The organism is Pseudoalteromonas sp. XMcav2-N (assembly GCF_024124545.1).
Lineage (GTDB): Bacteria > Pseudomonadota > Gammaproteobacteria > Enterobacterales > Alteromonadaceae > Pseudoalteromonas.
In genome coordinates, this window is sequence record NZ_JAMXSF010000003.1 from 308,204 (window position 1) to 322,742 (window position 14,539).

A 14,539-nucleotide genomic window follows, 5' to 3' on the forward strand; every position below is an offset into this window, starting at 1 on the left:
ATGGGTGCATATACATTGACCTAATGAGTCGATTAATTCAACTAAGCCACTGAAAAATATACAGTCATCTTAATTTTGTCGGGAATACCACCTCAAACGTGCAGCCCTGTGGTACGTTGGGTTTGCACTGAATGTTGCCATTTAGTACATAGGTCACCAGGTTAAACACCATATATAAGCCCAGGCCTACACTCCCTTTATGGCGCGCAGTAGTATGAAATGGCTCAAAAATCTGCGCAAGCTCTGCCTTGTCGATCCCTTTACCATTATCTGAAAACAGCATGGTTATCATTTCTTCTTGTTGTCTGACTTGAATCAAAATACGCCCCTCAGCAGCATCGAAGCCATGATCAATCGCGTTTGCAAGCAAGTCTTCGAGTATTTTTTCAAGTGCCTGACCATTACTGAAGATATTGATTGCGTCATGACAGTCAAGCTCAACCTTTACTTTGCTTTCCTTTATCCTGTATGCCAAAAACGCCTCTATAAAGGGTTTCAATTCGATTGGGTCGTTACTGCTGATATATTCCTGAGCGGATGCCTGCTTAAAACGCTTAACCAGCTGAGCTGCGCGGGCTGTATTGCTGTCCATCAGCTGTGCGCTAGACTCTGAAAGTTCAATAAACGCTTGGGTGTCGCTTAATGTCAGTTTGCCACTGTCCAGCTTGTCCTTAAAGCTTCGCAAAGACTGAGTTAATACTGAGCTGGCCGTTATGGCTGTGCCAAGTGGAGTGTTGAGCTCATGAGAAACACCGCTGACAAGACGTCCAAGAGACGCCATTTTTTGCGCTTCCACCAGGGTAGATTGTGTTGCGGTGAGTTCTTCAAGGGTATTTGCCAGCTCATCGGCGGATTGTTGCAATCGCTCGGTTCGCTCTTCGACCCGCTTTTCAAGGGATTTATTGAGTTCTGCCAGCGCCAGCTCTGTGGCCTTAAGTTCTGATATATCTTTGATTGTGCCACATGCTCTGATGGCGTTGCCCGCTTCGTCTCGTGCCGTTATTTTGCCTCTGTCCAGCACCCACAACCAGTTACCCTGCTTGTCTTTAACCCGGTAACTCACCTCATAATAATCACTTTCTCCGCTACAGTGTCTGTTGAACGCCTCTTGTAACCTTGTATAGTCTTGTGGATGAACGGACGCTTTGAGTGTGCCAAGATCAGAACCAATCTGAGCATCAGGTAACTGCAAATTACCCAGTCGATTATCTCGTGTGATAACCCCCGCAGCCAAATCCCAATCCCACAGTTCATCCCCACTTCCCCATAAGGCCAGTCTCAGGCGCTCTTTTACATCACTCACTTGTTGTAAAGCAAGTTGCTCTATCTTGAGCTGTTTGTTTTTGCTGTACCAAAAATACAAAAAGAAGACGGTGCCAAATGCCAGTACTAACGCAATCAGAACAGCGCCTTTTTGGAATGCCTGCTTTTCTATTTCTAAATCTTTAATTCGATTTTCCTGAACCAGGGCAGCAATTTCACGTTCCTTTTCTTCAACATCAAACTCCACACTCAACGCACTGAGCCGATATTGGTTATTTCTGTCTTCCCACTCGGTTTGACGCAGTAAATAAGCGTTCAGATATCTAAGCGCCTCCTGCACCTGACCAACGCGCTCATAGACCTGCGCAAGCTCACGATGGTAGTGCAACACCTGCGTGTCTCTTTGATGCCGATGAGCAATTTCAATGGCTCTGAGATAGTGTTCAATCGCCTGATTTGCGTCTCCCCGCTGCAACGACAATTGCGCGAAAGCCTGATAAATCTCAGCTATCCTGTCTTCCCACGGTGACCCCAGATACAATGGCAAACTTTTATTAAGATAGTCTTCAGCTTTTTTCAACTCGCCTGTATCTAAGTACAAACGCCCCAGGTCCAGGTAGGTAGAGATATTAGTGTCATAGCGTTTGATTGCCTGCTTTAACTGCTCGGCCTCCATCAGGCTACTTTCAGAACGACTAAAGTCCCCTGCTAAACGATAGGCGGAACCCAGCCGATTGTAAGTGTGGATCATACCCATTTTATAACCCAGCACTTTTTTGTACTCCAGTGACTTCAAGTACATATCAATGGCGCTGTTGTAGTCACCAATCTCTTCAAAGTAGGTACCCATGTTGCTGTAATAAATGCCAAGCTTTCTGTCGTCTTTGAGCTCTACCGCTATCTGGATGGCCTGATTCTGATGGATCAGCACCTTTTCATACAGATTCATTTTTCTGTAAAGCGACGCCAGACTTTGATGTACCGAAGATGCCCTGTAGGTATCCTGTAAATTGCGATATAAATTCAGACTATGAAGAAAATCGGCCAATGCATCATCAAAACGCATTAACTGTACATTGAGTACACCCGATAACTGTCGTGCTCTGGCGAGATACCTGTCATGCCCTATATTGGCTGCCAGCGCCATTGCCGTAGCAAGATCAGCCTCTGCAACTGCGAAATTTTCCTGCCGTGTCGCAACATCTGCAGAGACCAGTCTGGCTAGCACCTGGTTAGTCTCGATACCACTTTGTACTGCCAATACGTTCGCGCGCTGTGCCAATTCTTTGGCCTCGCTTAGCTCACGTTTCGATATATGGGCCCGAGCTAGATGACTCAGCAACCGCGCTGCCTGGTCGTTATTGGGATTATCTGACAGCATGGATAATCCGATTTTCCCGTAGGTAAGTGACTGAGTAGAATGAAAATGAAAGTGCGCCGCAACGAAATCAATGATTGCTTCGACCTTATCATGGCCTTCAGCATCTTCTATCTTGACAGCCATTTTCTGGGGTGACGCAGGTGACTGGGTCGCAGATGCCATATTGAATGTCAGGCACAGACATAAGCAAACCAGGCACTTAAGGCCATTCAAATTTTCCGGCATATACCACCCCTTCACGGTTCTTTAGAGAACTCAAAGCTATTACTTAAATTAGTACAATTTAGTTGCATTTTGGCACCTCTTTGAATTTGTATTGCGATACAAATAATAAATTACGCCGCTCCAATGACGACCTTTAGCATACTGTCCGCTCACACTGAGCCTCAATAGCACCGCGAAAAACAAACAGAATTAAGCTATAACTAATAACAGCCTTCACCTTAGTTGGTGGTAAAATTGTGAATCGCTCCCATGTTATAGCCCTTTTATTGCTTTGCTTATTGGTTAGCAAATACAGTTTTGCGATGTGCTCTGAAATACGCATGGCGGCAGCCCTGATGCCCCTCCCATTAGCTATGCTATTAGTGAAGACAGTTTACGGGGAATTGGCTTTGATTTTGTTCGGCAAATTTTGCCTAAGCAAACGCACGTTGAAGTAGCAAAGCCCATGCCCTGGCTCAGAGCCATTCAATGGGCAAGAGATAGCCATATTGACTTGCTGGTTGGTCTGCAAAGCACCCACTACCCGCCTGAGTGGTTTACCTATTTAGAGCCTCCTCTGACAACGTCTGCACACAGTGTGTTTTATCGACGCCGAGAATTACCGCTGCGTAACTTGCATGCACTTTTGCCGCTCAGAGGCGCAGCGTTACGTGAAGCTAAATCAGCCACACATAGCCACACCGGATTTGATCTCACCCAACTGACCCTGACGACGGCGGATAGCGTTGAAAAAGCCCTTAAAATGCTGGCGCTGGGTCGGATTGATTACTTTATTGCCCCACAGTGGCAGGCCATCAGCAGTTGGTTGAATGTGTATAGTGAGCAGTCTTTGCCACTTGCCATGTTACCTGAACCTGTACAAATCAACCCTGTGTACCTTGCCTTGTCTAACCAAAGCCCTTGTCTGGCCGACAAAGAAGCGTTGGAAGCGGCCATTATCAAAGCAAGACCTGAAGGGCTGATGGAAGCCTTGCTTGAACAAAGCTTCCTCTATTCAAATGTGGTTGAGCAGTTTCACAATCTGATACGTTAGAGCGAAAAGAGCAGATGTAGGAATCAGAAATAATTGTATTTTTAAGATAACAACACTGAGGATAGTGCTAACAAGGCCAAAAACGCAGGGAGTAATAAAAGCCCGAAATCGGAAAAGTGATATCGGGCTGAGAGTATTTAACAAGGTCACATAGCTTAACCCCTGAAACGATCTGGACCGTTCAGCGCGAATACAGGACTAAAAGACAAAGTCGACACCCATACTGATGGTGCGCGAATCGCCGTGATAGGCCCAACCGTTAGGTACATCGCCCTGATCGACAAACTTGTCATACTGGACTTTGAAAGCCGCCTTAGGCATAAAATCATAGCGAACACCAAAGCTCAGCATGTAGTGTTCTTCCAAATCTTCTGTCGGGACTTTGGAGCGTTCATGATCGGCTTTTGAATAAGATACATAGGGTTGAATATCATCCCAGTGATAGACGAGAGAAACCAGATAGGTAGGAAATTCAGTGCCCAGATCGTCATCGTAATCAACAAAGTTGGCATCAAAAAGTACCGTGAACTGACTTAAATTGATGCTCCCGCCCAGGCCAATAAAGGTCTGAGAAAATGGCGTATAAGGGTCAATACTACCGTCTTGCTGAATGGTCTCCCTGTCGCGGTCGTTCTGGAAGTAAACAAATCTCAGGTCAAAGTTGTCGCCAGAAATATTCCAGTTCATTCCTGTGATATCGGTCCAGAATTCATTGACCGTTCGCGCGTTGCCACCATACAGTTTATCGTAGTAGAGCATTTCGACGTTATCGTCTGAATACTCGTTACCGTAGAAAAAGGTGAGTGTATTGCTGTAATCACCCAGATCAAAGCTATACATTGCATGGACCCCGTTAAACTGAGTAACCTGCCACCAATATAAGTTTGAAGGGGGTCGCATCCAGGGGTAAGCATAACCAACCTCTGAAAACTCTGAGAAATAGTACATGGGGATATTACGACGTCCTGCCATAAGGGTGAGCTGATCTGAGGCCTGATAGGTCACATAATACCAGTCGAATTCAGGCTCAAAATCGTCGACCCCTTTGGCCACCAGCTGCGCAGTGACTGAGAACTTTTCGTTAAGGTCAACCACAGCCTGTACAGCTAAAATTGACTCGGCATTAAAGGTGATGTCATTGTCATACTGACCCACATCATAAAAGTCAGCGGTCAATATTTCATCGCGGGTTTGTCCGGGGTTGAGTGGGTCATCCACCGTACCCAGGGTTTTACCGGCAATGATAGAACCATATCCACTTATCCGCATCTCAGCCATGGCCGATGCTGACAGTAATAAAGACAAACAAGATGAGAATGCTAATAATTTTTTCATGATTATGCCCTATTAAAATTTCGCAACAACCTTGACCGAGTCTGTTGCAGCACTCGCGTCAATATATCCAATCGCATCGGGATTAGAGGCCACAGTCGAGATCACCTCCTGAGCCGAGTTCATCTCCTGCGGGGGGGTGCCCTTTCCTGTGAACAAAATTTTTGACCAGTAGGCTTTCACCTGGCTGCTGGAGCGGCCTATCACCTTTTCGTTAAACTCGTCGGTCGCTGGGTCATCCGCACTGGCACTGATCAAAATCGCATTGCGACCGTTAGAAAAAGACTTTGTTTTTCCTAGGAATATCTTTTTAATTTCACCCTGATCAAAGGATGAGTCATTGCTTGGATGAACAATGACAACAACTTCGGCATGTACGTGCAAGGGCTGGGCCATACTCAAAAGTGCGGCACCATACATGGCCGCACAACACGCCTTCTTGACGGAGATTGACATAATCGTTTCCTCATGTGAGTGGCAGAATCAAGAAGTTTTGTGCACAAACTTCCCCCTTCAAAGTAGTAGAGAGGTTAATAATTAGCCAATTTTTAACAGGTGGTTAGATAGGACATTGTGCGATTTCTGAGACAATAGCGAATACAGCGTAACAAAGGCCAGACTGAGCAACACGAGCACTTTGTTAAATTTAACTAAACAATTGGCTTTTTTTTGTCTTATGACTAAAACTTGGTAGTGGACTGAACAACTTATCGGCGCACAACGGGGCTGTGGTGCAGATATAAATACAGCACCTCCCTTGGAGATTAAGGTTATGCAATGGTTTAAAAACCTACCGTTATTTTACAAAGTTTGTCTAATCGTCGCTCTGTCGGTATCCGTATTTACAGCGAACCTGTTAATTAACTTCTTCGCCTTTAAAAGCACACAAAAAGAGCTTATGTTGCTGGAAAAGCAAATTTACAAAACCGTCCAGTTATCCACCATAAATAGTGTGCTTATCCGCCGCGCAGATGAGCTCTACAGTCAGGCCGTCTCGTTTGCAGACAATGACGTGTTGAATCAGGCGTCTCAAACGGTGCAAGACTTGAAAGCCAACCTGGATGAACTGCGCGTGCTGGACCTTGACAATGCCACACAAATTCAGCGCCAACTCAACACAATTGACGAATATAAGGCGCTGTCCGAGCAGATCGCGCAGGGCATGATCAACGACACCATAGACTTCAGTACCTTACCTGCCAAAGCAAAACAAAAATCGGAGCTGTTTGAGCAAACCGATAGCGATCTGAGCGCTTATCAGCAAAACGTAGATGCACTTTTTCAGTCAACCATTAAGAAGGCCTATCAAAGCGGCAATGACGGCCTATGGATGTCGATTCAATCCGGCGTGGTGCTGACCATCCTACTTGTAGTTGTGGCTCTGTCGGTGGCGCGTAATATCAGCTTTACCGCCAATGAACTCAGATCATCTTTACGTGAACTTGCAGAAGGACACGGTGATTTGAACCAACGTATAAAAGTATTGGGCAAAGATGAGCTCGGTCTCACCGCGCAAAACTTCAATAAGTTTATGGATACGCTGACCTCGGCCATTAACGGCGTGATGTCGGTTTCTCAACCTTTGTTAGATACCTCAGAAAAATTGGTTCATAGTACCGAAAAAGTGAGAGAAGTTACTAATACTCAGTCAGCTCAGGCATCACAGACACAACAATCTATCAATGAACTTATTCAGTCTATCGCCAGCATCAGTGAAGCGGCCTCTGCGGCAAATACCGCAGCACATGAAACCGAGCAGGAAGCCCACAACGGCCTGACTGCAGTTACAGACACCATTGCCAATTCCAAGGAATTAAACCAACAGATCAGTCATGCCGCCGAGGCCGTCAATGACCTTGCCAAAGGCACTGGTAACGTGTCGTCTATCCTGGATGTCATCAGCTCCATCGCGGAACAAACGAACCTGCTCGCACTTAATGCGGCCATTGAAGCCGCTCGGGCTGGTGAACAAGGTCGTGGTTTTGCTGTCGTCGCTGACGAAGTCAGAACTCTGGCATCTCGAACCGGTGATGCCACCACTGAAATCCGCTCCCTGCTCGATTCCTTGCAAAACGCGGCAGATCATAGTGTTAAAATGATGAGCCAGGCCGATGAACAAGCCGCAAGTAATGAAAGTCGGGCATTAAAAGCAGGACAAGCACTGGAAGAGATACAGTCTAAGATTGCCAATATTACGTTGATGAATAATCAAATTGCGTCGGCCACAGAACAGCAAAGCTCTGTTGCCGCACAGGTTGCCGATACCATTGAACAGATGAACGAAGGGCAACAGCAGGTACATGCATCATTTGCTGACCTTGACGATGTATCGCACAGACTGCACGAAGCATCAGACAGGCTGGTCGCAGCAACCAGCCAGTTTAAATTATGAGTTTAAACCCCATGCTTAATTTAGCCAGGCTGATAACCCAATGATAAATATCCCCAGCAGGCTCAGATAACAGACGCCAAATGCAACGCTGCGCAATATTTTCTGGCCGAAGTAGTAACACAACATGTGCCCTACCCTAGAGAAAAGGTAGGTTAAGGCTATTGTATTCAGCCACCTGGGATCCGCACCGGAAAACATGGCAAAGAGTATGACTAACACGAATATACCGACCGTCTCATTACTGTTCGCAAATACCCGGTTGCAACGAAATAACCAGTCATCCGGGTCCTGAGCAACTGCAACTCCCGGTGGGTGCTTTTGCTTAATGGCGACAATATCGACAATCGCCAGTTGAATTAAGAATAATGCACCCGACAGTCCGAGTACCAAAATGCTAAGCTGATATGGCGCCAATAGTTCTGCCATGTAAGGTTCCTGTTTGTTTATAACTTGGGTGCAGATACTGTGACTCGGATTGCATCTGGGGTCAATCGGACGTTCATATGACCCCATGGCGGTTACTTAATTCCCTTTAATTATCCACGCCTTTAAAGGCCACTTCTTGTGTTTCAAGAGAGAAGATTTTGCCATTATCCAACTCAATCTCGATATAAAAAGTCATATTCACAGGGTAGTCTGGCCCGCTATTCAACACCAGATTGCGTGTAAACCCGGCATTTAGCCCGCCATTAGCCCGACCATATTGCACATACTCCTCAACCGTAAAAAAGGTTTTCGTCTCGTTTTTGTAGGAGTAGTACTTATTCAGTGCATCAGCGTAAGTTACCGAGAATAGAGCATTAAGATTGCTACCCGACGGATATGCCTGGCTAAAATCGGACGCTGAAGTAATGTCAATTGAGACGATGTTCTCTTCTGTTTGAGGCGGTACGGGCGACAAAGCATAGGCTTTTTTGATCAATGAAAACGAATGAGGTATATCAAGCCAGGATGCTGTTGTGACCGACATCGTTTGAGTGTCCAGCCCAAAAACAATGTCCTGATAGGTCACTTCCTCAGCTACCTGATACGGTGTGTCTCGATTATATTCTGGGTTTTGTATGTCCTGTTCCGCCATTCGATTGAAAATGTGAACCTCAAACCCTTGGGTGACCGTTTTTGAATTTTTCTCGGTGGGCTTGGGTGGTATCCCCTGCCCGGGAGTCGTTCCGTCGCTGCCTGAACCGCAGCCTGTTAACATGCTAGCCAGCGCCAATGCACCCAGTGTTTTTATCCTCATCATGTGTTATCCTTAAACTGAAAATTCGCCATATTGTATCTGGATATGTATGGGTAACAATGGCTTGTGTGTTATTAAATGTTACCCTTTGCGCAATAAAACACCGTGCTCTGGTTGTGATTGTGCAGACCATTTTAAAGAGGGCCTGACGTCATTGACGGATCCGGCCCCTATGTTAGTTTAGTTACATGCCCCCATTACTTTCCACACTGCCCAGCGGCTGGAGTTGTCGGCCGGATTCTGATTGCGTGTCCACCACTTGGCTTCGAACAATCGATCTTTGTAACTCACCTGATCGCCAGCGGTATAAACCGTATTGGCGGACCAGACACCGGCCCGACATCCGGGAGTCTGTGTTTTGATACTTATTTTGTGCGTTGCTGAGCGAGTTTGCAGCCCACCTTTATCGCTGGCCACGGCATAAACCTCATAAGAACCCGCTTCGCTCAGAGTCACCGAGGCAGAGTAAGGTTTCGTGTGACTACTGGCCACCTGTTTGCCATTAACAAAATAGCGGATCTGAGCCAGGTCGCCATCCTTATCAGATGCGCTGACCTGCAGTGCGATTGGCTGGTCCGGAGCAAACTCACTGCCATTTTTAGGGCTATTCAGAGTTACTTCTGGTGCATGAGCCTCACTTTTTGCTACATTCACTTTGATTGTGCGTATTGCCACAACGGAGCGGGCATCCTTGTTATCTATGGCAACCGCACTCAGGGTGTACTCTCCAGCTTGTTTTGCGTCAAAGTTAAATGCATAAGGTGCCTGAGTAAGCTCAGTCAGCAACTGTCCATTGACGCTAACTAGTACCTGTTTAATTGTGCCATCTCTGTCGGTTGCATTTAATGCTACCGCCACCTTACTACCTTCACTCACTTCCAGGTGATTATCTGGTGATAAGAAAGCCAATTCAGGTATCTGATTTGGCTGCTCCTGAGTGACACCGCACTCTACACCGCGCTGCCATACGCCCCAGGAACCTGAGTTATGCTCGGGACTCTGGCCTCGGTTCCACCATTTGGCGATATATTCATAGCCATCAAAGGCGGCTTTATTGCCCTGTACATAGACCTGGTTTTCTCTCCACTGAGGAGTCTGGCATTGTGCAGGGTCTATTAAAGTAAACCGCACGGGTTCTGAAGTGACTGTCAGTCCTTCATTATCTTCTACAACAGCACTGAGTTGATAGATGCCGGTTTCACCGCTTTGCCAGCGCACCTCAAAAGGCTCAGCGGTTAATGTCCGATATTGCTCACCGTTCACCATAAAGGTCACTTTTGCAACCTCACCATAGTCATCTTTTGCATCAGCACTGAAGGTCAACTCTGACTCAATCTTAAAGCGACTGCCCTCACCCGGATTCGTTATGGTGATTTCTGGTGCTTTATTTTCTGTACAGGCAAACACCCCCACTTGTTTAAACGCCGCGCCAACATCTGTAATGTCGTAACCCAGCTCCTCGGCAGCATCCGTTACACCGCAAGCAAGCGATTCAAAATTACCATTGTAAACCCAATAGTGTTTGTTGGCATGCAACATCACTTCATAGGCTTTTTTCACGCCCCAATCGTTCGTATTTGCCAGATGATAAAATGCTTTGTTAAACACCCCAGAGCTATAGTGGACATCCAGCCCTATGGTGTAGTCATCCGCATGACCAATGGACTTACCGTCTTTGGTTGGGTCATCCATATAGCGCAGCGCTGTACGGTTTTTGAAAATGCTGGCACCTATTAACCAGTCCACTTCACAATTGCCATCGGCGTCTTGATTCAGAAAGCACTCCAGCGCCTCCGACGTCATATCTGAAAACGCTTCGTTCACCCCCCCGGACATACTGCTGTATACCAGCTTCGAGTTTTGTGACGTCACACCATGGGCAATTTCATGGGCGACCACGCCTAGTGATGTAAAAGGATACACGCCATAACGAGATAAGTTGCCATCGCCAAACGTCACTTCCTTGCCATTCCAAAATGCATTGAGGTAATTTTCACGGTAGTGAACACGCATCACCAAATCGCCTTCCAATGCGCGACTGCTGTACCAGTCATCAAACATCTCCAGCGTTGCTTTACCATAATACATGGCGTCATTGAGTGGAGAGTAGGCACCGTTAACTGACTTATGCTGGTTCTCATGGCAATCAAACACAAAAGTCTCTGTATTACTGATGTCGTGTTCCATATCGATAACGCGAATATCATCATGCGCCAGGGCACAGCGTCCGTCTTCACGCTCCGTCGCATAAAACTTAGGCTTATCCTCGCCGTAGTAATGGCGGCCGATTTTCTCATTGCCGCCGGGGCCCGTGCCAATTTTTCCATGGGTCAGAGTCTCAACATGACTCAGGATCTCGGCACTGTGTGCATCAATGAAAAACTCCGGCCTGCTGGGGGCGTGCTCTGTCTCAGCAAATAAAGTGATCATATATGCCAGTCTAAAGCCGCCCTGGTAAGGATAAACCACCAGTTCAACCTGCTCATCGTGAGTGAGCAATAGATCCGGAATACTGTCCTTTGCGGTACTCAGTGCTTGTGCTTCATCAATTGACGCAACAACTGAATCCAGCTTAGGCGCCGGTACCACTGAACCACTGATCCCAGTGATATCCCCCTCCGGTGAAAACCACACACTAAACAAGTTTTGTGCGTCATGGTGTGTGACAATTTCCCCACCGTGTACGCGGACCCCTTGATAATACTGGCTACGACGAAGGTGTTTGCCATCTTTGCTGCGACTGTGGGTTTTAAATTCAAAGCCAGGCTGAGTGTTTGCCTGACGGGACTGGAAAAAGCGCGTTGACTGCTGCAACTGTTCTATCAGCTGAGATTCCAGCTGTTTGTTACTGTGGACACTGATCGGTGCGGTGTTTGCAGTAGCACCAAATACACTCACTGCAGCGAGAAAAGCAGCTATGGGTGATAACTTATACATGATTTTACTCTTTTTGTTCGTTGTTTTTATTTATCTTTAGAAGCGCATCCCTGCGCTCACAGGCGTTATCCGTAACAGCGGTTAATTTAAAGCTTGCGCCACACACCGTTACTGCCAGGCGTCTGACCTCGGGTCCACCAGCGTGCCTGCCAGGTTTCGCCGTCATGTGTTACTTTGTCACCGCCGGTATAAACCAGGTCACTGCGCCAGGCACGCACTTTGCCATCGTCTGGGATGATCTCCTGCCACACACCGCCATTCGAAGGCAGCGCACCTCGTGTCCACCAGCGAGCGCGATATTCAACACCTTTGTAAAACACTTTGTCGCCGCCTACATACACTTTGTTGGCATCCCAGGTGGTGTTGCCGTCACCTGGGATCGGCTCAGGTGTTTCAGCCAGATTTTTCACGGTAACGTTGAATTGACGTTGTACTTCATGGACACCATCGCTGACGGTCACAGTCCCGGTCACAGTCTGTGTTTTATCCACTTTAGAGGCCGTCAGGGTCACAGATGCGCCCTGACCACTGATTGTGTGACCAGGCACATTCCACTGGTAACTCAGTGTTTTACCTTCCGGATCAGTGGCATCCACGATCAGCGTTTTGCTGGACTTTTCATCCAGGCTAATACTCGCTATGTCTCCAACAACGGGGGCTTTATTTTCAACCACCGGCGCTTTTACCAGTACTTTGACCTGTCGCTGTACCTTGTTCACCCCATCGGAGACCTGCAAGTTAACCGTATACACCGCATCCTGAGCGACATTCGGCGCCGTTACGATAACGCTGTCATCCTCACTTTGCAGATTCAGTTGAGCATCACCTGACCAACGATAGGTCAGCACTTTGCCTTCGGGGTCGCGCGCATTGGCAGTCAGAATATAGATGTCACCCGCCGCCAGCGTCAGGTTAGTCGGCATAGTGACTACTGGTGCTTTGTTCACTGGTACCGGCTCAGTCACTTTCCCGGCCAATCCTTCGTGCATCGCATTGAGAATATCACCGTTATCCGCATCAATTTCCCAGGCAAACAAACCACCCAGATTGTGTTCACGGACATATTGCCCCTTGGCTCTGACGGAACGCGGGCTGTCATAGGTCACAAGTGTGCCTGTATCGCGGTTCCAAACATAAGCCGCTTCGGCTGTGGTGTCATAACCCACTTCAAAGCCATTAATGCCCTGCTCATCACTGCCAATCATGTGTGCCTTGAGTCCTTTATAGTCGATGACACCGGCTTCCCAAACGCCCTGTGACGTACTGCCACGCAACTTACCGTTGGCCGGCGCCGTCATCGGGTTATCTGCAATTTGCGCATTGTTCGGATAAACACCTTCCCAGCCACGTCCGTACATGGCTGCGCCAACTACCAGCTTTTCACTGGGCACACCTTGCTTAAGTAATAACTGAATGGCATTGTCCAGGGTATAAGCAGGGCCTTTTCTTGCCTTCCCTTGCTCATCTAACCCATTACCCTGGCATTCATCTGAACTCAGGTGTGAACCACAGTAAATACCCGTCTGATGGCCTGTTTCATTGTTCCAGCCACCGTAAAAGTCATAGGTCATGGCAAAGATGTAATCCATGTACTGCGCAGCATCGCGATAATCCACATCTTCGATTTTGTCCCAGCCGGTACCAATGGCTGAAGTTAATTCGTATTCACGACCGGTTTGAATTTCCAGCTCATCCAACATCTCTCTGAGTTCTTTCATCAGCAACACATAGGTTTCGCCATCCGTGCTAGCGCCCAAATCAGGGTGGGCACCATCACCGCCCGGGAATTCCCAGTCTATATCCACACCATCATAGAATTTCCAGGTCGTCAGGAACTCGCGCATAGACCTGACAAAGGTGTCGCGATTCGCTTTGTCGGTAAAGTCAAAGAAGGGATCGGATAAAGTCCAGCCCCCCACAGAAGGTAAGATCTTCAGGTCCGGGTTACGCTGTTTAAGCGCCATTAATTGTGCGTAGGTACCGCGAATTGGATCTTTACTGCTGATCCCCGGCAGGGCTTTTTGCACCGCAGCCCAGGGGTCGTGGATCACCACTTCATAATCTTCAGAGCTGCCACACGCCAGCTTTAACGCGCGCAGACTATTGCCATTTTCAATTTCTGCCAGCGAGTCATTCGGCCCACAAACAGGAATAAAGCCATACAAAAGGTGAGTCAGGTTATCCGCCGGGAGCTGCGTTATATCAAAGTTGCGGCCGTATATGCCCCACTCGACAAAATAGGCACCCACCACGGTATTGGGGTCGGTGTCATATTGCTTGTTATTGGGGTTGACGTTCAGCTTGAGCGGCTCCAGGTGTCCGCCATCGGTATCCGCTATCACGATAGGCTTGCTGGCAGAGGTGGCACAGCCCGACGCATCACATAGTGCAATACGCAATTCATGACGCCCTGATTTATGATAAGGGAAGCGGATCACCCCGCTGGTGGTGCCTTTCGCCAGCTGTCCTTCATTGACCACCTTGTCATCAAAGTATACTTTGTAACTGTCACCCCCTTTGCCCGACCAGGCATTCCATTCAATGGCAATATCGACCACTTCTTTGGCCTGGATCAGTTGTTTGTAGGAGCCTCTGCCATAAATGTTCACATCAACAAAGGAGTAGTTTTGCGGCTTCCAGTTAATGCTCGGGGTTGATGGCGCAGCGACTGCTGTCGCTACCGATAATGCTGACGCGACCGCAGCCGCACTTATCAAATAGTTAAACATGTTTTTT

The 14,539-nt window shown here is 47.6% G+C and carries 8 protein-coding genes and 1 pseudogene; 2 read left to right on the top strand and 7 right to left on the bottom strand.

All coding sequences use genetic code 11. The features are described from left to right. Nucleotides 1–64 precede the first annotated feature (64 nt). Entirely contained in the window at nucleotides 65–2,869 is a 2,805-nt protein-coding gene (locus NH568_RS05970) for a tetratricopeptide repeat protein (RefSeq protein WP_253045583.1), read from the bottom strand. 334 nt (nucleotides 2,870–3,203) lie between these two features. Here NH568_RS05970 and NH568_RS05975 point away from each other — a divergent pair. After that, a pseudogene (locus NH568_RS05975) lies at nucleotides 3,204–3,902 on the top strand (transporter substrate-binding domain-containing protein); the annotation flags it as partial. Nucleotides 3,903–4,100: 198 nt separating this feature from the next. On the opposite strand, the gene NH568_RS05980 reads toward NH568_RS05975, so the two are convergent. Continuing rightward, nucleotides 4,101–5,237 carry a hypothetical protein gene (locus NH568_RS05980; protein WP_253045585.1) on the bottom strand — a complete coding sequence of 379 codons (1,137 nt, stop codon included), beginning with the start codon at nucleotides 5,235–5,237 and terminating at the stop codon, nucleotides 4,101–4,103. Nucleotides 5,238–5,249: 12 nt separating this feature from the next. After that, nucleotides 5,250–5,654, bottom strand: a complete 405-nt coding sequence (locus NH568_RS05985) for a substrate-binding domain-containing protein (protein ID WP_253045760.1) — start codon at nucleotides 5,652–5,654, stop codon at nucleotides 5,250–5,252. Between the two features lie 352 nt (nucleotides 5,655–6,006). Between NH568_RS05985 and NH568_RS05990 the strand changes: the two genes are divergently transcribed. Next, nucleotides 6,007–7,626, top strand: a complete 1,620-nt coding sequence (locus tag NH568_RS05990; RefSeq protein ID WP_253045588.1) for a methyl-accepting chemotaxis protein — start codon at nucleotides 6,007–6,009, stop codon at nucleotides 7,624–7,626. A 15-nt stretch (nucleotides 7,627–7,641) separates the two neighbouring features. Here the strand turns inward: NH568_RS05990 and NH568_RS05995 are convergent, their stop codons facing one another. From NH568_RS05995 to NH568_RS06010, 4 genes are all read right to left on the bottom strand, one after another. Continuing rightward, complete coding sequence (locus tag NH568_RS05995; RefSeq protein WP_253045589.1) at nucleotides 7,642–8,052, bottom strand: MAPEG family protein; 411 nt, start codon at nucleotides 8,050–8,052, stop codon at nucleotides 7,642–7,644. Nucleotides 8,053–8,158: 106 nt separating this feature from the next. Continuing rightward, nucleotides 8,159–8,869 carry a hypothetical protein gene (locus NH568_RS06000; protein WP_253045591.1) on the bottom strand — a complete coding sequence of 237 codons (711 nt, stop codon included), beginning with the start codon at nucleotides 8,867–8,869 and terminating at the stop codon, nucleotides 8,159–8,161. A gap of 177 nt (nucleotides 8,870–9,046) precedes the next feature. After that, on the bottom strand, nucleotides 9,047–11,803 hold the full coding sequence (locus NH568_RS06005) for an Ig-like domain-containing protein (protein WP_253045595.1): 2,757 nt from the start codon (nucleotides 11,801–11,803) through the stop codon (nucleotides 9,047–9,049). A gap of 86 nt (nucleotides 11,804–11,889) precedes the next feature. Then, complete coding sequence (locus NH568_RS06010) at nucleotides 11,890–14,532, bottom strand: glycosyl hydrolase family 18 protein (RefSeq protein WP_253045597.1); 2,643 nt, start codon at nucleotides 14,530–14,532, stop codon at nucleotides 11,890–11,892. Between the last annotated feature and the right edge of the window lie 7 nt (nucleotides 14,533–14,539).